Annotated in this window: 19 protein-coding genes; 14 read left to right on the plus strand and 5 right to left on the minus strand. The window is 40.6% G+C overall.

The annotated features are described in order from the left end of the window. The 3 genes from WKI23_RS04740 to WKI23_RS04750 all read left to right on the plus strand — a co-directional run. Positions 1 to 1144, plus strand: a 1144-nt coding sequence (locus WKI23_RS04740; protein ID WP_368079121.1) for a helix-hairpin-helix domain-containing protein, incomplete at its 5' end; no start/stop codon positions are given. Further along, complete coding sequence (locus WKI23_RS04745) at positions 1131 to 1580, plus strand: SprT family protein (RefSeq protein ID WP_368079177.1); 450 nt, start codon at positions 1131 to 1133, stop codon at positions 1578 to 1580. The genes WKI23_RS04740 and WKI23_RS04745, both read left to right, overlap by 14 nt. A 58-nt stretch (positions 1581 to 1638) precedes the next feature. After that, positions 1639 to 1911 (plus strand): PspC domain-containing protein, encoded by a 273-nt coding sequence (locus WKI23_RS04750; RefSeq protein ID WP_368079122.1) that lies wholly within the window; start codon positions 1639 to 1641, stop codon positions 1909 to 1911. Between the two features lie 144 nt (positions 1912 to 2055). On the opposite strand, the gene WKI23_RS04755 is transcribed toward WKI23_RS04750, so the two are convergent. After that, on the minus strand, positions 2056 to 2247 hold the full coding sequence (locus tag WKI23_RS04755) for a hypothetical protein (protein WP_164225987.1): 192 nt from the start codon (positions 2245 to 2247) through the stop codon (positions 2056 to 2058). Between the two features lie 427 nt (positions 2248 to 2674). Between WKI23_RS04755 and WKI23_RS04760 the strand changes: the two genes are divergently transcribed. From WKI23_RS04760 to WKI23_RS04770, 3 genes are read left to right on the plus strand one after another with little or no spacing between them, the layout of a single operon-like run. Beyond that, the gene (locus WKI23_RS04760; RefSeq protein WP_112443576.1) at positions 2675 to 3433 is read left to right on the plus strand and encodes an ABC transporter ATP-binding protein; all 759 of its coding nucleotides are present in this window, start codon (positions 2675 to 2677) and stop codon (positions 3431 to 3433) included. Position 3434: 1 nt separating this feature from the next. Next, a complete protein-coding gene (locus tag WKI23_RS04765; RefSeq protein WP_368079123.1) occupies positions 3435 to 5423 on the plus strand; it encodes an ABC transporter permease in 1989 nt (662 codons plus the stop codon). 50 nt (positions 5424 to 5473) lie between these two features. Beyond that, on the plus strand, positions 5474 to 5857 hold the full coding sequence (locus tag WKI23_RS04770; RefSeq protein ID WP_368079124.1) for a hypothetical protein: 384 nt from the start codon (positions 5474 to 5476) through the stop codon (positions 5855 to 5857). 28 nt (positions 5858 to 5885) lie between these two features. Here WKI23_RS04770 and WKI23_RS04775 read toward each other — a convergent pair whose 3' ends face one another. After that, positions 5886 to 6581, minus strand: coding sequence for a VIT family protein (locus WKI23_RS04775; RefSeq protein WP_368079125.1), 696 nt, complete (start codon positions 6579 to 6581; stop codon positions 5886 to 5888). Positions 6582 to 7289: 708 nt separating this feature from the next. Between WKI23_RS04775 and WKI23_RS04780 the strand changes: the two genes are divergently transcribed. The 8 genes from WKI23_RS04780 to WKI23_RS04815 all read left to right on the plus strand — a co-directional run bounded on the left by WKI23_RS04780 (position 7290) and on the right by WKI23_RS04815 (position 15729). Next, complete coding sequence (locus WKI23_RS04780) at positions 7290 to 8750, plus strand: aminotransferase class I/II-fold pyridoxal phosphate-dependent enzyme (protein ID WP_368079126.1); 1461 nt, start codon at positions 7290 to 7292, stop codon at positions 8748 to 8750. After that, positions 8751 to 9611: a polyamine aminopropyltransferase gene (gene speE / locus WKI23_RS04785; RefSeq protein WP_000366713.1), complete on the plus strand. Its 861-nt coding sequence runs from the start codon at positions 8751 to 8753 to the stop codon at positions 9609 to 9611. It abuts the gene before it with no gap. Beyond that, complete coding sequence (locus WKI23_RS04790; protein WP_368079127.1) at positions 9608 to 10867, plus strand: saccharopine dehydrogenase family protein; 1260 nt, start codon at positions 9608 to 9610, stop codon at positions 10865 to 10867. Before speE ends, WKI23_RS04790 begins: the two co-directional genes overlap by 4 nt. Next, positions 10867 to 11994, plus strand: a complete 1128-nt coding sequence (nspC, locus tag WKI23_RS04795; protein WP_368079128.1) for a carboxynorspermidine decarboxylase — start codon at positions 10867 to 10869, stop codon at positions 11992 to 11994. The genes WKI23_RS04790 and nspC overlap by 1 nt, the downstream gene beginning before the upstream one ends. After that, positions 11991 to 13076, plus strand: a complete 1086-nt coding sequence (gene aguA / locus WKI23_RS04800) for an agmatine deiminase (RefSeq protein ID WP_368079129.1) — start codon at positions 11991 to 11993, stop codon at positions 13074 to 13076. The genes nspC and aguA overlap by 4 nt, the downstream gene beginning before the upstream one ends. Positions 13077 to 13085: 9 nt before the next feature. Continuing rightward, positions 13086 to 13961: an N-carbamoylputrescine amidase gene (gene aguB / locus WKI23_RS04805; protein ID WP_368079130.1), complete on the plus strand. Its 876-nt coding sequence runs from the start codon at positions 13086 to 13088 to the stop codon at positions 13959 to 13961. Between the two features lie 191 nt (positions 13962 to 14152). Beyond that, positions 14153 to 14854, plus strand: a complete 702-nt coding sequence (locus tag WKI23_RS04810) for a response regulator transcription factor (protein ID WP_368079131.1) — start codon at positions 14153 to 14155, stop codon at positions 14852 to 14854. Further along, positions 14851 to 15729 (plus strand): HAMP domain-containing sensor histidine kinase, encoded by an 879-nt coding sequence (locus WKI23_RS04815; RefSeq protein ID WP_368079132.1) that lies wholly within the window; start codon positions 14851 to 14853, stop codon positions 15727 to 15729. The genes WKI23_RS04810 and WKI23_RS04815 overlap by 4 nt, the downstream gene beginning before the upstream one ends. A gap of 39 nt (positions 15730 to 15768) precedes the next feature. Here the strand turns inward: WKI23_RS04815 and WKI23_RS04820 are convergent, their stop codons facing one another. The 3 genes from WKI23_RS04820 to WKI23_RS04830 form a co-directional block, all read right to left on the minus strand. Next, entirely contained in the window at positions 15769 to 16521 is a 753-nt protein-coding gene (locus tag WKI23_RS04820) for an ABC transporter permease (RefSeq protein WP_368079133.1), read from the minus strand. A 10-nt stretch (positions 16522 to 16531) separates the two neighbouring features. Further along, a complete protein-coding gene (locus WKI23_RS04825; RefSeq protein ID WP_368079134.1) occupies positions 16532 to 17440 on the minus strand; it encodes an ATP-binding cassette domain-containing protein in 909 nt (302 codons plus the stop codon). A 141-nt stretch (positions 17441 to 17581) separates the two neighbouring features. Then, on the minus strand, positions 17582 to 18391 hold the full coding sequence (locus WKI23_RS04830) for a Cof-type HAD-IIB family hydrolase (protein ID WP_368079135.1): 810 nt from the start codon (positions 18389 to 18391) through the stop codon (positions 17582 to 17584). Positions 18392 to 18587 lie beyond the last annotated feature (196 nt).

Raw genomic sequence — 18587 nt, forward strand, 5'->3', positions numbered from 1 at the left:
TGGAAAAATGCTGACGACACAGGTTATTTATCCTGTCAAACCAGCATCAGCTCGTCAAATCGAAGAAGCTAAGAAAGATTTGGCAGACTTGATTGGTCAATACGGCGTGGAAATTATTGCCATCGGAAATGGGACGGCCAGTCGTGAAAGTGAAGCCTTTGTAGCGGACGTTCTTAAAGATTTTCCAGAAGTCAGCTATGTTATCGTCAACGAAAGTGGTGCTTCGGTCTATTCTGCCAGCGAACTTGCTCGTCAGGAATTTCCAGACTTGACCGTTGAAAAACGCTCTGCCATTTCTATCGCCCGTCGCTTGCAAGATCCTCTTGCGGAATTGGTCAAAATCGATCCTAAGTCAATCGGTGTCGGTCAATATCAGCACGATGTCAGTCAGAAGAAACTGTCTGAAAGTCTGGACTTTGTCGTAGATACCGTGGTTAACCAAGTCGGTGTCAATGTCAATACAGCCAGCCCAGCTCTTCTTTCCCATGTAGCTGGACTTAATAAAACCATTTCTGAAAATATTGTCAAATACCGTGAGGAAGAAGGAAAAATCACTTCACGCGCCCAAATCAAGAAAGTTCCGCGTCTGGGGGCCAAGGCTTTTGAACAGGCAGCTGGTTTCCTCCGTATCCCTGAAAGTAGCAATATTCTTGATAATACAGGAGTTCACCCAGAAAATTACACTGCCGTTAAGGAGCTCTTCAAACGTTTAGATATTAAAGACCTAAACGAAGAAGCCCAAGGCAAACTCAAGTCGCTTTCAGTCAAGGAAATGGCGCAAGAGCTAGACCTTGGTCCAGAAACTCTTAAAGATATCATTGCAGATCTTCTCAAACCAGGTCGAGATTTCCGTGATTCCTTTGACGCACCTGTGCTTCGCCAAGATGTCCTAGACATCAAAGACTTAGTGGTAGGCCAGAAGCTAGAAGGTGTGGTGCGTAATGTCGTTGATTTCGGTGCCTTCGTTGATATCGGTATTCACGAGGACGGCTTGATTCATATTTCCCATATGAGTCGCAAATTTATCAAACATCCTAGCCAAGTAGTGTCAGTCGGAGATTTGGTGACCGTTTGGGTTAAGAAAATCGATACTGAACGTGAAAAAGTTAATCTGTCGCTTCTCGCTCCAAATGAAACTGACTGATTACGTCAAGCAGGTTTCACTAAAAGACTTCGGCAGACCTTTTATCCATCAAGCTCAGTGGAATTCTCGTCTACGTTCGACAGGTGGGCGATTTTTCCCCAGAGATGGGCATCTGGATTTTAATCCCAAGGTTTATCAGGAACTGGGTCTGGATGTTTTTAGGAAAATTGTCCGCCATGAACTCTGTCATTATCACCTCTATTTCCAAGGGAAGGGCTATCAACATAAGGATCGGGATTTTAAGGAACTTTTGAAAGCAGTGGATGGATTACGGTTTGTACCATCCTTGCCCAATAGTAACTCCAAACTAATCAAGCTTTATCGTTGTCAATCCTGCCAGCAAAGGTATCAGCGCAAGAGAAGGATTGATACCAAACGCTATCGCTGTGGACTTTGTCAAGGTAAATTGCTACTGATAAATCAGCCTGAGGACTGATGAAAGCCTAGCCTACCCGTGATATACTATGACTAACCTAGCAGAAAGAGGAAATATCATGAACAGTAAATTTTATAAAATGAGACGAAATAGCATGATTTCAGGAGTTTTGGCAGGTTTGTCAGACAAGTGGAACTTTGATGTTACCCTTGTACGTTTTCTGTTTGCCATTTTTACAGTCGCAAATTTTGGACTTGGCGTGATTATCTATATCATCCTAGCTTCTATCATGCCAACCAAGGAAGAAATTGAAGCAGAAATGTACGGAACAGGCCCACGTAAACGCAAAGAAGCCCAAGCCATTGACGATAATGAAGGCTGGTTTTGGTGAGGTTTTTCAAAAGATTTGGAATAAGCAAAAAGCTTTAAATCAATAGTCTAAACTGCTTGATTTAAAGCTTTTTTTACTTTTAATAATATTTTTCCAGATTCATCTACAAACTAAAAATAATATTTTGAACTTAGATTTCTAATCTTATTTTTCATGCTGAGACAATACATTTTTTGATAAATGATGGATACTGATAACAACTGATAGCCAGCAAATAGCATAAGCAGTAGCTGTAAATTGTGTACCGATAAAGTGTGTCTTTTCAACTAAGAGCTGACCGATGAATGGAGAGAGGAGATAGAGAAGTCCGATGAGTATATGTTCTTTGTGTTTCATTAAAGCGCACCTTCTTTCCTTATAGGTTGAACGACTTGCAAGTGTTAAATTTAATGGTATGTTATCTAGGTAAGCTTACTCAAATGTTAGTTTCCGCTTCCTCCTTTCCAAAGTAAGCCTTTTTACACTTATATTTTACAATTTTAAAAATAGAAAATCAAATTATTTTCTAAGTAATTTTGCTTACATTTCCCCCAATCTTACAAAAATGTAAGATTAAAGTCTCTTTTGTAAGGTTAGGTTATGGCAAGCGGTCTTTTTTTGATGTAAACTAGACTCATAAAGAACAAAGGAGTAACATCATGAAACAAATCTTACAGAAGAAAACAAGAAAACCAAGCCACAAAGATATCGAGCGTGTTCAACTGGGATGCGCTATGATGCAAGCAACATTTCATTTGATGAGATATTAAGAAAGGAGATTCTCATGACACTTTTAGATGTAAAACACGTTCAAAAAATTTATAAAACTCGTTTTCAGGGCAACCAAGTAGAAGCCCTCAAGGATATTCACTTTACCGTAGAAAAGGGAGACTACGTTGCCATCATGGGTGAGTCTGGTTCTGGTAAATCAACTCTTCTCAATATTCTAGCTATGCTGGATAAACCAAGTCGTGGTCAGGTTTACCTGAATGGAATTGACACCGCAACCATTAAAAATTCACAGGCTTCTAGCTTCCGTCGTGAAAAATTGGGATTTGTCTTCCAAGACTTTAACTTGCTAGATACTCTGTCTGTTAAGGACAATATCTTGCTTCCGCTTGTCTTGTCAAGAAGACCCATTACGGAAATGATGAAGAAATTGGTGGTGACAGCTGAGAATCTAGGTATCAACCAATTGCAAGAGAAGTACCCTTACGAGATTTCTGGTGGTCAGAAACAGCGTGTAGCAGTAGCCCGCGCCATCATCACAGAACCTGAAATTCTCCTTGCGGATGAGCCAACAGGGGCCCTTGACTCCAAATCATCTGCAGCCTTACTTGATGTCTTTGATGAAATCAATGAGCGTGGCCAAACCATTCTTATGGTAACCCACTCAACAGCAGCAGCTAGCAGGGCTAAACGTGTACTCTTTATCAAAGACGGCATTCTTTACAATCAAATCTACCGTGGAGAGAAGACAGAACGTCAGATGTTCCAAGAGATCTCTGATACCTTGACTGTCATGGCAAGCGAGGTGAATTAGTATGTTTCGATTAACCAATAAGTTAGCGGTATCGAACTTGATTAAAAACCGCAAACTCTACTATCCTTTTGCGCTGGCTGTTCTCTTGGCAGTCACTGTCACCTATCTCTTTTACTCTCTAACTTTCAATCCTAAGATTGCGGAAATCCGTGGAGGATCAAGCATTCAAGCTACTCTAGGATTTGGTATGTTTGTCGTCACCCTTGCTTCAGCCATTATCGTCCTCTATGCCAATAGTTTTGTCATGAAAAATCGTTCCAAGGAACTGGGGATTTATGGCATGTTGGGCTTGGAGAAGCGCCATCTGATTAGTATGACCTTTAAAGAGTTGGTGCTATTTGGAATTCTAACTGTTGGAGCAGGTATCGGTATTGGAGCCTTGTTTGACAAGTTAATTTTCGCTTTCTTGCTCAAACTGATGAAATTGAAGGTTGAGCTGGTCGCTACCTTCCAGATGAAAGTTGTCATTACAATACTTGTTGTCTTTGGTTTGATTTTCCTAGGCCTCATGTTCCTGAATGCCCTTCGAATCGCCCGTATGAATGCCCTCCAGCTCTCGCGTGAGAAAGCAAGCGGAGAGAAAAAAGGTCGTTTCCTACCTCTCCAAACGATTCTTGGTTCGATTAGTTTAGGGATTGGCTATTATCTTGCCCTTACGGTAAAAGATCCTCTTACAGCCTTAACAACCTTCTTCATAGCTGTTTTGCTGGTTATCTTTGGTACTTATCTCTTGTTTAATGCAGGAATTACAGTCTTCCTACAAATCTTAAAGAAAAATAAGAAATACTATTACCAACCTAATAACCTCATCTCTGTTTCCAACTTGATTTTCCGTATGAAGAAAAATGCGGTTGGACTAGCAACCATCGCTATCTTGTCAACAATGGTTTTGGTAACCATGTCAGCAGCGACAAGCATTTTCAATTCCGCAGAAAGCTTTAAAAAAGTTCTAAATCCTCATGATTTTGGAGTTTCAGGGCAAAATGTTGAAAAAGAAGACTTGGACAAACTCTTGAGCCAGTTTGCAAGTGACAAAGGTTATAAGATTAAAGAGAAAGAAGTGATTCGTTATACTTACTTTGGTGTTGCAAACCAAGAAGGAAATAAGTTAACACTTTTTGAAAAAGGACAAAATCGTGTCCAACCCACAACAGTTTTCATGGTATTTGACCAAAAAGATTATGAAAACATGACTGGTCAAAAACTGTCTCTATCAGGAAATGAGGTCGGACTCTTTGCAAAGAATGAGGGAGTTAAAGAACAGAAAACTCTAACTCTGAATGATCATCAATTTTCTGTAAAAGAAGAATTTAATAAAGATTTTATTGTCAACCATGTCCCAAATCAGTTTAATATTTTGACTGCTGATTACAATTATCTTGTTGTGCCTGATTTACAAGCCTTTTTGGATCAATTCCCAGATTCGGCTATCTATAATCAGTTTTACGGTGGTATAAATGTAAATGCCAGCGAAGAAGAACAACTCAAGGTCGCTGACGAGTATGATAAATATCTTGATCAATTTAATGCTCAATTAAACACTCAAGGTAGCTATGTTTATGGTAGCAATCTAGCAGATGCTAGTTCTCAGATGAGTGCCCTCTTTGGTGGTGTCTTCTTTATCGGTATTTTCCTATCCATTATCTTTATGGTCGGAACCGTTCTGGTCATCTACTACAAACAAATTTCTGAAGGTTATGAAGACCGTGAGCGCTTTATTATCTTGCAGAAAGTCGGTTTAGATCAAAAGCAAATCAAGCAAACCATCAACAAACAGGTTTTAACTGTTTTCTTCCTTCCTTTGCTCTTTGCCTTCATACATCTCGCCTTTGCCTACCATATGCTTAGTCTGATTTTAAAAGTGATTGGTGTACTGGATACGACTATGATGTTGATTGTGACCTTGTCTATCTGCGCTATCTTCCTCATCGCCTATGTGCTGATTTTCATGATTACTTCAAGAAGTTATCGCAAGATTGTGCAAATGTAAAAAAGATACCTCGACTTCAAAATCGAGGTATTTCTTGTATTTTATACTCAATGAAAATCAAAAAGCAAACTAGGAAGCTAGCCGCAGGTTGCTCAAAACACTGTTTTGAGGTTGCAGATAGAACTGACGAAGTCAGCTCAAAGCACTGCTTTGAGGTTGCAGATAGAACTGACGAAGTCAGCTCAAAGCACTGCTTTGAGGTTGCAGATAGAACTGACGAAGTCAGCTCAAAACACCGTTTTGAGGTTGCAGATAGAACTGACGAAGTCAGCTCAAAACACCGTTTTGAGGTTGCAGATAGAACTGACGAAGTCAGCTCAAAACACTGTTTTGAGGTTGTAGATAAAACTGACGAAGTCAGCTCAAAACACTGTTTTGAGGTTGCAGATAGAACTGACGAAGTCAGTAACATATATACGGCAAGGCGAAGCTGACGTGGTTTGAAGAGATTTTCGAAGAGTATTAAATGCTGAAAAGTTGTCCTAGCAGAAAGGTAACTCCCATAGTTAAGAGACCAATAGCAAGGTTCCGAATCATAGCCGTTTTGGTAGGTGCTTTTCCAAGTCTAGCACTTGTGTAGCCAGTCACCAAGAGTGAGAGTCCTACAATCAAGACAGTAGCAGGGATGCGGTATTCACTTGGGAAAATGGTCACTGAGAGCATTGGAGGCAAACTTCCAAGGAAAAAGGCAACGAAGCTAGAAATGGCAGCGTGCCAAGGATTGGTAAATTCTTCATACTCAATCCCATATTTTTCCTCTACCAGAGCCTTGAGTGGATTTTTAAGAAAGGCCTTGTTGGTCAAAAGTTGAGCAGAGGTTTCGCATTCTCCGTTTTGGATATAGGCAGCATAGAGGGATTTTTTGGCTAACTCTATATCTTGGTCTAGCAAGACTTGCTCACGCGCAACGGCTGCTTCCTCAGTATCTTTTTGAGTTGAAACAGACACATATTCTCCACCAGCCATTGAAAAGGCACCAGCTAAGATAGCTGCAAATCCTGATAAAAAGATAATCCAGATATTGCTTGTAGCACTGGCAACCCCGATAACCACACCAGCAATGGAAATAATCCCATCGTTGGCACCAAGAACACCAGCACGCAGGATATTTAAACGACCTGCAAAATTTGAATCAATTTCATGTTTTATTTCTGACATACTATTCTCCTTTTTATCCAGTATAAAGGAAAAATATAAGGAAATCAATCTTTTAAAAGTATCTGAAAAAAGTTGCACGATTTTAATGATATAAAAATGTCGACCTCTTCTCTAATAGATGAAACACCGAAGGTAAAGAGTATAGAATGGCATAAAAAATTTAAAATTAAATATGATAATCATTTTGTTCACTTTATAATCGTTTACAAGAGAATAATTAGTATTAAATCAAATAAAATCCAAATATTTTGCGAACTTTTTTATATTTTTTTCGTAAAATACTTTACAAGTTCTTAAAAACATGATATAGTAATGGAGCTTAGAAAATGAGATGATGTTTTCTAGCAAATATAAACCCGAGTAAAAAATGCCTACGGACAGGTAGGGTTGAATGCCGAAGCGTGGTTGAAAAACCACATTATTGATAGGGTTAAAAGCCTACTTTTATAAGTTGATGTTAGGACACTTGTCCTAATTCATAAATTTTTAGTGTGGTGAAAGCACACGTCATCTTGTGAAACGATCAATAAAGTACGTAATATTTGCTACTAGAGAGTTTGGAAACATCGGGAACAGACATACTCAACAGAAACCAAAATAAACACGTCAGAAGATTGCAGAGCAGGTGAAAACCTGTTCTTTTTTCATGAGTCAACCTTTAGTTCCTTAGTTTTCATAAGGTCCTAAAAATATTGAAAGGAGTATGTCTTGAAGGAGTTAAATCAAAACCAAGCCCCAATTTATGAGGCCTTGGTGAAGTTACGCAAGAAAAGGATTGTTCCCTTTGATGTTCCAGGTCACAAGCGTGGACGAGGAAATCCAGAACTTGTCGAACTCTTAGGAGAAAAATGTGTAGGCATTGATGTCAATTCGATGAAACCCTTGGATAATCTTGGTCACCCCATTTCGATTATTCGGGATGCAGAGGAGCTGGCAGCTCATGCTTTTGGAGCTAGCCATGCTTTTCTCATGATTGGAGGAACAACTTCATCGGTGCAGACTATGATTCTGTCAACCTGCAAGGCAGGAGATAAGATTATTCTGCCACGAAATGTCCATAAATCTGCTATCAATGCGCTGGTTCTATGTGGTGCCATTCCCATCTATATCGAGATGAGTGTAGATCCTAAGATTGGTATCGCTTTAGGTCTTGAAAATGACCGAGTAGCCCAGGCCATAAAGGACCATCCAGATGCCAAGGCCATTTTGATTAACAATCCTACTTACTACGGAATCTGTTCAGATCTAAAGGGTTTGACAGAAATGGCTCATGAAGCTGGCATGCTGGTTTTAGTAGATGAAGCCCACGGAGCGCATTTGCATTTTACAGATAAACTTCCAATTTCTGCCATGGATGCAGGTGCTGATATGGCAGCAGTCTCCATGCATAAATCTGGTGGGAGTTTGACCCAAAGTTCGCTTCTTTTAATCGGGGAGCAGATGAATCCTGAGTACGTTCGTCAGATAATCAATCTTACCCAGTCAACATCCGCCTCTTATTTGTTGATGGCTAGTCTGGATATTTCACGTCGTAATCTAGCCCTTCGTGGTAAAGAGTCTTTTGAGAAAGTCATTGAGCTATCCGAGTATGCCCGCCGTGAAATCAATGCTATCGGTGGTTACTATGCCTACTCAAAAGAGTTAATAGACGGTGTGTCGGTCTGTGATTTTGACGTGACCAAGCTGTCAGTTTACACTCAGGGTATTGGCTTAACAGGTATCGAGATTTATGATCTCCTGCGAGATGAATACGACATTCAGATTGAGTTTGGTGATATTGGCAATATCTTGGCCTATATTTCGATTGGTGACCGCATCCAAGACATCGAGCGTTTGGTCGGTGCTCTGGCTGACATCAAGAGACTCTATTCACGAGATGGGAAGGACTTGATAGCTGGAGAATATATCCAGCCCGAGTTAGTGCTGTCTCCACAAGAAGCCTTCTATTCAGAGAGAAAAAGTATGACCTTAGATGAGTCTGTTGGACAAGTTTGTGGAGAATTTGTCATGTGTTACCCTCCAGGGATTCCTATCTTGGCTCCTGGTGAACGCATTACACGAGAAATTGTCGACTATATCCAATTTGCCAAGGAACGTGGTTGCTCTCTCCAAGGGACGGAAGATCCTGAGGTCAATCACATCAACGTCATTAAGAGAAAGGAGAACTAGATGGATTTATGGTTTTCTGAAGTTCATACTCCAGATGTGAAATTATCCCTGAGAACAGCCAAGCAACTCTACGCTGGTAAAAGTGAATGGCAGGATATTGAAGTCTTGGATACGCCAGCTTTTGGAAAGATTTTGATTTTAAACGGGCATGTCTTGTTCTCAGATGCGGATGATTTTGTCTACAATGAAATGACCGTTCATGTTCCCATGGCTGTGCATCCCAATCCAAAGAAAGTCTTGGTTATTGGGGGTGGCGACGGTGGTGTTGCCCAAGTATTAACACTCTATCCTGAACTGGAACAAATCGATATTGTGGAACCAGATGAGATGCTAGTTGAGGTTTGTCGTGAGTATTTCCCAGATTTTGCCGCGGGACTTGATGACCCTCGTGTTACCATTTACTATCAAAATGGACTTCGTTTTTTACGAAACTGTGAAGATGATTACGATATTATCATCAACGATGCGACAGATCCATTTGGACATACGGAAGGGCTCTTTACCAAGGAATTTTACGGAAACAGTTACAGAGCCTTGAAAGAAGACGGTATCATGATTTACCAGCATGGGAGTCCTTTCTTTGACGAGGATGAGTCGGCTTGCCGAAGCATGCACCGCAAGGTCAATCAAGCCTTTCCAATCAGTCGGGTCTATCAGGCCCATATCCCAACCAGTCCAGCTGGCTATTGGTTGTTTGGGTTTGCATCGAAAAAATACCACCCTGTCAAAGATTTTGATAAGGAAGGCTGGAAAAAACGCCAGCTTTTCACAGAATACTACACTGCAAACTTACACGTGGGAGCCTTTATGTTGCCCAAGTATGTTGAGGACATTTTAGAAGAAGAGGAAGGAAAAAAATGAGTCGTTTACTAGTTATTGGATGTGGGGGCGTTGCCCAAGTTGCTATTTCAAAGATTTGCCAAGATAGCGAAACCTTTACAGAGATTATGATTGCCAGTCGTACTAAGTCAAAATGCGATGACTTGAAGGCTAAATTAGAAGGTAAAACAAGTACAAAGATTGAGACAGCTGCTCTTGATGCAGATAATGTCGAAGAAGTCATTGCCTTGATCGAAAGCTACAAACCAGAAGCTGTTTTGAACGTAGCTTTACCATATCAAGATTTAACCATTATGGACGCTTGTTTGGCAACAGGTGTTCACTATATCGATACAGCCAACTACGAAGCAGAAGACACAGAAGACCCTGAATGGCGTGCTATTTATGAGAAACGTTGCAAAGAACTTGGTTTTACCGCCTACTTTGACTACTCATGGCAATGGGCTTATCAGGAAAAATTCAAAGAAGCAGGTTTGACTGCTCTGCTTGGATCTGGCTTTGACCCAGGTGTGACTAGTGTCTTTTCTGCCTATGCTCTCAAACATTATTTTGATGAAATCCACTATATCGACATTTTAGACTGTAATGGTGGTGACCACGGTTATCCATTTGCGACAAACTTTAACCCAGAAATCAATCTACGCGAGGTTTCTGCGCCAGGTTCTTACTGGGAAGATGGGAAATGGGTTGAGGTTGAAGCCATGTCTATCAAGCGTGAGTACGATTTCCCACAGGTTGGGCAAAAAGACATGTATCTCCTTCACCACGAAGAAATCGAATCATTGGCTAAGAACATTCCAGGTGTCAAACGTATTCGTTTCTTTATGACTTTTGGTCAATCATACTTGACTCACATGAAATGTTTGGAAAACGTTGGGCTCCTTCGTACAGATACCATTAACTTTAATGGACAAGACATCGTTCCGATTCAATTTTTAAAAGCGCTACTTCCAGATCCTGCTAGCCTTGGCCCACGTACTGTAGGTAAAACCAATATCGGCTGTATCTTTACAGGTGTCAAAGATGGCGTTGAAAAGACCATCTACATCTACAATGTTTGCGACCATCAAGAGTGCTATGCAGAAGTCGGGTCACAAGCCATTTCTTACACGACAGGTGTTCCAGCCATGATTGGGACAAAATTGGTTATGAACGGTACTTGGAAACAAGCTGGAGTTTACAACCTTGAAGAGTTGGATCCAGATCCATTCATGGAAGCTTTGAATGAGTATGGTTTGCCATGGGTTGTGGTTGAAAATCCACAAATGGTGGAATAATGAAGCTAGAACAAGTACCAACGCCAGCCTATGTCATTGACTTGGTCAAGTTAGAAGCAAACTGTCGCATTCTACAATATGTACAAGAAGAGGCTGGTTGCAAGGTTTTGCTTGCCCAGAAGGCGTATTCCCTCTACAAAACCTATCCCTTGATTAGCCAGTATCTATCTGGCACAACTGCAAGTGGTCTCTATGAAGCTAAGCTCGCTAGAGAAGAGTTCCCGGGGGAAGTCCATGTTTTTGCGCCAGCTTTCAAGGATGAGGACATGGAGGAATTGCTGGAGATAACAGACCATATCGTCTTTAACTCAGAGAGACAGTTGCGTAAACATGGGGGCCGTTGTCGGGATGTTGGTGTAAGCGTAGGTTTGCGACTTAACCCTCAGTGTTCAACTCAAGGAGATCATGCTCTCTATGACCCTTGTGCACCTGGCTCCCGTTTTGGAGTTACTCTGGACAAGATTCCTAGTGATTTGCTGGAATTGGTAGACGGCCTTCATTTTCATACCCTTTGCGAGCAGGGAGCAGATGATTTACAAACAACTTTGAAAGCAGTAGAAGCGCAGTTTGGTCCCTACTTACATCACGTTAAATGGCTCAATATGGGTGGTGGTCATCACATCACAAGAGAGGACTATGATGTAGATTTGCTGATTTCTGAGATCAAGCATATCCGAGAAACTTACAATCTTGAAATCTATATCGAGCCGGGTGAAGCCATTGCGCTCAATGCGGGTTATTTAGCAACTGAGGTATTGGATATTGTCGAAAACGGTATGGAAATCTTGGTTTTAGACGCCTCTGCGACCTGTCATATGCCTGATGTACTTGAGATGCCCTATCGCCCACCTTTGAGAAATGGCTTTGAGGCACAGGAAAAAGCCTATACCTATAGACTTTCTTCCAATAACTGTCTGACAGGCGATGTGATTGGTGATTATAGTTTTGAAAATCCTGTTGAGATTGGAGATAGACTTTACTTTGAGGACATGGCTATTTACTCATTTGTTAAAAATAATACCTTTAATGGTATTGGATTGCCAAGTCTCTATCTCATGGACGAACAGGGAGACTGCAGCTTAGTCAAAGCCTTTGACTATCAAGATTTTAAAGGGAGATTATCATGATGGACAGTCCCAAAAAATTAGGCTATCGCATGCCAGCAGAGTACGAACCTCATCATGGTACCCTCATGATATGGCCGACTCGACCAGGTTCATGGCCCTTTCAAGGAAAAGCTGCCAAAAGAGCTTTCAGCCAGATTATTAAGACCATAGCAGAAGGGGAAAGAGTCTATCTTTTGGTGGAGCAAGACTACTTAGCTGAAGCCCAAGACTATCTTGAAGATAGCGTTGTTTATTTAGACATTCCCACCAATGATGCCTGGGCTAGAGATACGGGTCCGACTATTCTCGTCAATGATAAAGGCCAGAAATTAGCCGTGGATTGGTCTTTCAATGCTTGGGGTGGTGCTGTTGATGGTCTTTATCAAGACTATGAAGATGATGACCAAGTAGCCAGTCGTTTTGCTGAGGCCTTGGAAATGCCTGTTTATGATGCCAAACCTTTTGTCCTAGAAGGCGGAGCGATACATAGCGATGGTCAAGGAACCATTCTCGTGACTGAAAGTTGCTTGCTTAGTCCTGGTCGCAATCCTAACCTGACTAAAGAGGAAATCGAGAATACCTTATTAGAGTGCCTTGGAGCTGAAAAAGTCATCTGGCTTCCTTATGGTATTTATCAGGATGAAACCAATGAACACGTTGACAATGTTGCTGCCTTTGTTGGTCCTGCTGAGCTTGTTCTAGCTTGGACAGATGATCAAAACGATCCTCAGTATGCCATGTCTGCAGCTGATTTAGCGCTTTTAGAGAAGGAAACGGATGCAAAAGGTCGTCACTTCACCATTCATAAGCTTCCTATTCCAGCTATTCATCAGGTTGTAACCGAAGAGGATTTGTCAGGCTACATCTATGAAGAAGGAGAAGAAGAGCGATACGCAGGTGAAAGGCTTGCTGCTTCCTATGTCAATTTCTATATTGCTAACAAGGCAGTCTTGGTTCCTCAGTTTCAGGATAAAAACGACCAAGTAGCCTTAGATATCCTCAGTAAGTGTTTCCCAGACCGTAAAGTTGTCGGAATACTAGCCAGAGATATTCTTTTAGGTGGTGGCAATATCCACTGTATCACCCAACAAATCCCAGAATAGGAGAAAAAGATGAGAAATGTAAGAGTTGCAGCCATTCAGATGCAATGTGCCAAGGATGTGGCAACAAATATCCAAACCGCAGAGCGTTTAGTACATCAGGCTGCAGAACAAGGCGCACAAATTATTCTTTTACCCGAGTTGTTTGAACGTCCCTATTTCTGTCAGGAACGCCAGTATGACTACTACCAGCATGCCCAGTCGGTGACAGAAAATACCGCCATTCAGCATTTTAAAACCATTGCCAAGGAGCTAAAGGTCGTTTTACCAATCAGTTTCTATGAAAAAGATGGCAATGTCTTGTATAACTCAATTGCTGTCATTGATGCAGATGGGGAAGTGCTAGGCGTTTACCGAAAGACCCACATACCAGATGATCATTATTATCAAGAAAAATTCTATTTCACGCCTGGCAACACAGGTTTCAAGGTCTGGGATACTCGCTATGCCAAGATTGGTATTGGCATCTGTTGGGATCAATGGTTCCCTGAAACAGCCCGCTGTCTTGCGTTAAATGGTGCTGAATTGCTCTTTTATCCTACAGCCATCGGTTCAGAGCCGATTTTGGATACAGATAGTTGTGGTCATTGGCAACGTACCATGCAAGGACACGCAGCAGCTAATATTGTTCCAGTCATTGCAGCCAATCGTTATGGATTAGAGGAAGTCGCTCCAAGTGAGGAAAATGGCGGACAGAGTTCCAGTCTTGACTTCTACGGTTCCTCCTTTATGACGGATGAAACAGGAGCTATTCTAGAACGAGCTGAAAGACAAGAAGAAGCTGTTCTGTTAGCTACTTATGACCTAGATAAGGGAGCAAGCGAACGCTTAAACTGGGGCTTGTTTCGAGATAGAAGACCCGAAATGTATCAACGAATTACGGACTAGTAGGGAAAAAATGAGAAATTCATTCTGCTAGACTAACTTCTTATTAGCAACTATAAGGATACTATGTTGTCTAGCAAGTGGATTTTATATTTTAACCCTCTAAGGCTTTCTCGCACTTTTATGCGAGGAGCTTTTCTGTTTAAACTTTATCAATAAAACATGCTATAATAGTTGCAGAAAGGTTGGTATTTATGGCTAGGATATTGGTTATTGAAGACAATAGTGACATTCAAGAGATTTTACGAACACTTCTTACTGAGGAGCATGAGGTGGTTCAAGCCTTTTCTGGTACAGAAGGAATCATGCTTTTTGACCAAGGTGGGATTGACCTCGTTTTGCTAGATATCATGCTTCCTGGGAAAAATGGGGATCAGGTTTTAAAATCCATCAGGGAACAAAGTCAAATTCCAGTCATTATGCTAACGGCTTTGAGCGATAAGAAGTTAATCAGTCAATACCTCTTAGACGGTGCCAATGATTACATAGTCAAACCTTTTGATTTGGATGAAGTCTTTGCCAGAGTTACTGTTCAATTACGTCAAAGCATAGAAAAACAGCCTATGGAAATAGAAAAAACTGAAAATCTGCCACAAAACTTGAAAAATATCCAGTTTGATGCAGAAAGTTTTGAAATCAAAAATAGTCAGGAAACCATTCGCCTTGCCAAGAAAGAATGCTTGATTCTCCAAACTCTCCTTAAACATCCTAAGAAAATTTTTACAAAAGAAGAACTTTATGAATTGGTCTGGGAGGAGAGCTACCTACCTGGAGATAATACCCTCAATACGCATTTGAGTAATCTTCGTAAAAAATTAAACCAGCTTGACCCACATCAAGAATATATTGAAACCATTTGGGGAGTTGGAGTAAGATTAAAAGGAGACAAGCAATGACCTACATGATAATTTTTGTCCTACTAGTACTCCTAATTATTTTATCGATTGCATTGATTCGCTATCATCTAGCACTTAAAAACTTGAGTCAACAGATTGAAGACAAGATTCTCACAGGTAGTATGAAAAGAGTTGGAGTCAGCATTTTTTCCAAACATTTTTTACAACTCTACCAGCAGATTGAGAATTTATTTCAAGAAGTAGAGCAATCTCGATTGGTGATGAAAAGGGAAAAGCAGACTCTGGATATGGCCATCAGCAATATTGCCCATGATATTCGGACACCTCTGACTATCGCTTCAGGCTACACCCAACAATTGATAAAGTCTCCTGAAAAGCAAGCAGAAACCTTACAAAAAATCGCCCAGCATCTTGATTTAGTTTCCAAACGTTTAGAGGCTCTCCTAGAATACCGTCGTTTGATGGAAGGAGCTGTTAAACCGAAACTGGAAGAAGTGGACCTTTCCGCTTTTATTACCAAAAAGACTCTGGCTTATTATGATGTTTTTCAGGCAGCAAATATCACGCTTGATTTTAAGGTTGAAGCTGGTTTAAAAACGAGGACTGATGAAGACTTGCTGGATCGAATTTTACAAAATCTGCTTGGAAATGTCCTCAAGCATGGCAAAGAAGAAGCACGTCTATCTTTGAGAAAGGAAAAGGAACAGCTTGTCTTGGAGGTTGCAAACCTTGTTAAACAGCCCATCAAAAAAATAGAAAATCTCAGCAATCGCTTTTATTCTGAAAATCTATCAGACACCGAAGAATCCTCTGGTTTAGGTCTTTATATCACTGAGGAATTATGTCACCTTCTCGGTGCAGAGATGAAACTAAGCACAGATGGACAGTGGTTATCGGTTTTTATTTACTTTTAACGAAAAGAAACCTCCTCTGTAGGCTAGAGGAGGTCTTTTTTATAGACTTTTCTTTTTGAAAACTGTCAGTCCACCTATATTAAAGATTAGAATAACAGCTAAGCTAACTATAAGTGTATAGAAAATGGATTCACTATTAGCAGTCATAGCATAGAAAAATTGCAATGATAAATATGGCAAAATTTTGATACTTGGAAAGATGAGCATTGGCGTAGAAAGCAAGATAGAGCTGACCAAATAACCAATAAATACCGCAAGATAAGAATGACTAACATAGAGGATGAAGGAAACAATGGAAAGCCAAGCAAGGAGGCAAAGGAATTGAAGGGAAATGGTTATCAGTAGATTGCCAATAAAGCCATCAGGCATCGTTCCCAATCCATTTAAGATAGTTGCTGGAATAAAGGCAATCACAAGACTGATGACAACTTGCAAAAGTGCAATACAAGCCAGTACAAAGGCTTTGGCAAGGAAAAACTCTGTACGAGAAATCCCTACTGTCAAACTATTTTTATAGAGCTTTCCGATTAAATCAACACCGAGAACTAGACAAGTTAGAACAATACAGAGAAAAACGAGGTTTGAACCTTGACTAGATGCGTTAATCAGGGCTTGTACACCGTCCCAACCATGGGTTGGAATTTCTGGCTCTTCTGTATTGATTGCCATCAGATGGCCAGTAGCTCCAAAAACAGCCCCCATTAACATGAGTAAAAAGAGAATGAATTCTGTAATCCAGAATCCTTTGGAACGGAAAAGACGGTAAAAGTCTGCTTGAATGGTATGTATCATGATTTTCCTCCTATTCGACCAATTGAGTGAAGTATTCTTCTAGGTTTTGACGGGCGTAGTAAATCTCGTCAATAGCGACATCTGCCAAGGTTAATTCCTTAAGAATCTGTTTGACATCTTGTTCCTGACCAAAGATGTGGATTTCGTTTTCAGGATTGACAACCTTGAACTGGAGCTGGATTTGTTCTTTCAATACTTGGCAAGCTTTCTCTTGATCAGCTGTCTTAAGCACAATATAATCCTCACTTAGTGTTTCAAATTCAGCTTTGCTGATTTCACGGATAATCTTGCCTTGATCTAAAATACCAAAGCGATTAGCTACGAGGTAGAGTTCTGACAAGATATGACTAGAAATGAGAATGGTGATTCCTTTTTCTTGATTGAGCCGTTGAATCATCAGACGAAATTCTTTGATACCAATTGGGTCAAGACCGTTGATAGGTTCATCTAAAATCAGGAAGTCTGGTTTGGACAGAAGAGCAATAGCGATGCCAAGTCTTTGCTTCATTCCCAGAGAGAAATTTCGAAAGACTTTTTTACCTGTATCTGACAATCCTACATAATCCAGCGTTTCTCGAATGACTTGATCAGCATTTGGAACATGCCGAATCATACAGTAATATTTCAGGTTTTGATAAGCTGTTAAGTGATTATGAGCTACAGGTGATTCAATCACTGAACCTACTCGAGATAGAGACTTGCTCCACTCATTTTCCGTTTGGCTAGAGAAGAGGGAAACAGTCCCTTTATCCGCAAAGAGTAGTTGCGTAATGATTTTTATCAAGGTGGTTTTCCCAGCTCCGTTCTTCCCGATAAGTCCATAAATATCTCCTTCTCTTATCGTTAGATGAAGATCCTGAAGGATAGCTTGTTTGTCAAAGTTTTTGGACAATCCATGAATGTCAAGTACTGTTTTCATGATTCTCTCCTTTTGATTTATTTTGATAACTCTAGTATAAAGCATAGAAATCAAAGAAAGCTCAAGGATTTCTAAAGAGTTTCTAAAGTTTTAGGAATTCTTAAATATCAAAACCCAGTTGATATGAACTGGGCTTCTTAATTATAAAATATACTTCTCAATAGCACGCGCAACGCCGTCTTCTTCGTTGCTGGCTGTAACATCATCAGCTAGGGATTTGACATAGTCGCTGGCATTTCCCATAGCAATCCCAAGCCCTGCAAACTGGAGCATTTCGATATCGTTATTGGCATCGCCCATGGCCATAATTTCTGACGGCTCAATCTTCAAAATTTCAGCTAGTCGAGAAAGAGCAGTAGCCTTTGTCGTTCCAAGTGGCATGGCTTCATAAATGACAGGCTGTGAACGAACTCCGCTAAATCGTTGGCAAAGTTCTTCAGCGAACCGTTGCTCAAAATCGTCCGTTTGGCTCTCTGTCCCCAAAAACATTCCTTGGAACATTCGGTACTTACCACTAGTCGCTTCCTCAAGAGAAATTTCAGTCAGGTCTGAAAAGACTAGCTTGGCATCATTTTCAATGACTTGATTAGGCTTGCCTCCGAGGACAAAATAGTGTTCCTCATCAAAAAGAGTCAACTGAACATCACTCTTTTCAGCTAGATTATAGAGGTATTCAATGTCAGCAGGACTGAGTTCTTGCCAGTCAACTAGCCCCCAGTCACTAGTCTGGTGAGTTGAACAACCGTTGTTAACAATGACATACTCATTCTGGAGGTCCAGCCCCAGTTTTTGATAGTAGGGGAGGACACCGAAAAGGGGGCGGCCCGTACAGAGAACCAATTTGACACCTTTTTCAATAGCTTGGTGAATAGCAATGATGTGAGCTTGTGGAATTTCCTTGGCTTCATTGAGGAGGGTTCCGTCCATATCCAAGGCTAGTAGTTTAATCATAAGACTTCCTTCTTTATCTTTTGGTATTATTATAGCATATTTTGGAGAAGAAATTGATAGAAAGCTTGGGGCTAATTGGTTTTACAGTTTAGGACGTTTCGATGACAATTTATGATTGGAAGAGGATATTTGGAAAAGATATGCTATACTAAACTTGTGATTCAATTAAGCAAACCATTATATTCAATAAGCTAGT

The sequence above is a fragment of the Streptococcus pseudopneumoniae genome (assembly GCF_038148955.1).
GTDB lineage: Bacteria > Bacillota > Bacilli > Lactobacillales > Streptococcaceae > Streptococcus > Streptococcus pseudopneumoniae_T.

What these genes read in the sequence shown, in the direction of transcription:
- WKI23_RS04775 (WP_368079125.1), bottom strand. Translation starts at nt 6,581, where the DNA reads ATGTCAGAAATAAAACATGAAATTGATTCAAATTTTGCAGGTCGTTTA.
- WKI23_RS04770 (WP_368079124.1), top strand. Translation starts at nt 5,474, where the DNA reads ATGAAAATCAAAAAGCAAACTAGGAAGCTAGCCGCAGGTTGCTCAAAA.
- WKI23_RS04825 (WP_368079134.1), bottom strand. Translation starts at nt 17,440, where the DNA reads ATGAAAACAGTACTTGACATTCATGGATTGTCCAAAAACTTTGACAAA.
- speE (WP_000366713.1), top strand. Translation starts at nt 8,751, where the DNA reads ATGGATTTATGGTTTTCTGAAGTTCATACTCCAGATGTGAAATTATCC.
- WKI23_RS04810 (WP_368079131.1), top strand. Translation starts at nt 14,153, where the DNA reads ATGGCTAGGATATTGGTTATTGAAGACAATAGTGACATTCAAGAGATT.
- aguB (WP_368079130.1), top strand. Translation starts at nt 13,086, where the DNA reads ATGAGAAATGTAAGAGTTGCAGCCATTCAGATGCAATGTGCCAAGGAT.
- WKI23_RS04760 (WP_112443576.1), top strand. Translation starts at nt 2,675, where the DNA reads ATGACACTTTTAGATGTAAAACACGTTCAAAAAATTTATAAAACTCGT.
- aguA (WP_368079129.1), top strand. Translation starts at nt 11,991, where the DNA reads ATGATGGACAGTCCCAAAAAATTAGGCTATCGCATGCCAGCAGAGTAC.
- WKI23_RS04830 (WP_368079135.1), bottom strand. Translation starts at nt 18,391, where the DNA reads ATGATTAAACTACTAGCCTTGGATATGGACGGAACCCTCCTCAATGAA.
- WKI23_RS04765 (WP_368079123.1), top strand. Translation starts at nt 3,435, where the DNA reads ATGTTTCGATTAACCAATAAGTTAGCGGTATCGAACTTGATTAAAAAC.
- WKI23_RS04750 (WP_368079122.1), top strand. Translation starts at nt 1,639, where the DNA reads ATGAACAGTAAATTTTATAAAATGAGACGAAATAGCATGATTTCAGGA.
- WKI23_RS04790 (WP_368079127.1), top strand. Translation starts at nt 9,608, where the DNA reads ATGAGTCGTTTACTAGTTATTGGATGTGGGGGCGTTGCCCAAGTTGCT.
- WKI23_RS04815 (WP_368079132.1), top strand. Translation starts at nt 14,851, where the DNA reads ATGACCTACATGATAATTTTTGTCCTACTAGTACTCCTAATTATTTTA.
- WKI23_RS04820 (WP_368079133.1), bottom strand. Translation starts at nt 16,521, where the DNA reads ATGATACATACCATTCAAGCAGACTTTTACCGTCTTTTCCGTTCCAAA.
- WKI23_RS04755 (WP_164225987.1), bottom strand. Translation starts at nt 2,247, where the DNA reads ATGAAACACAAAGAACATATACTCATCGGACTTCTCTATCTCCTCTCT.
- nspC (WP_368079128.1), top strand. Translation starts at nt 10,867, where the DNA reads ATGAAGCTAGAACAAGTACCAACGCCAGCCTATGTCATTGACTTGGTC.
- WKI23_RS04745 (WP_368079177.1), top strand. Translation starts at nt 1,131, where the DNA reads ATGAAACTGACTGATTACGTCAAGCAGGTTTCACTAAAAGACTTCGGC.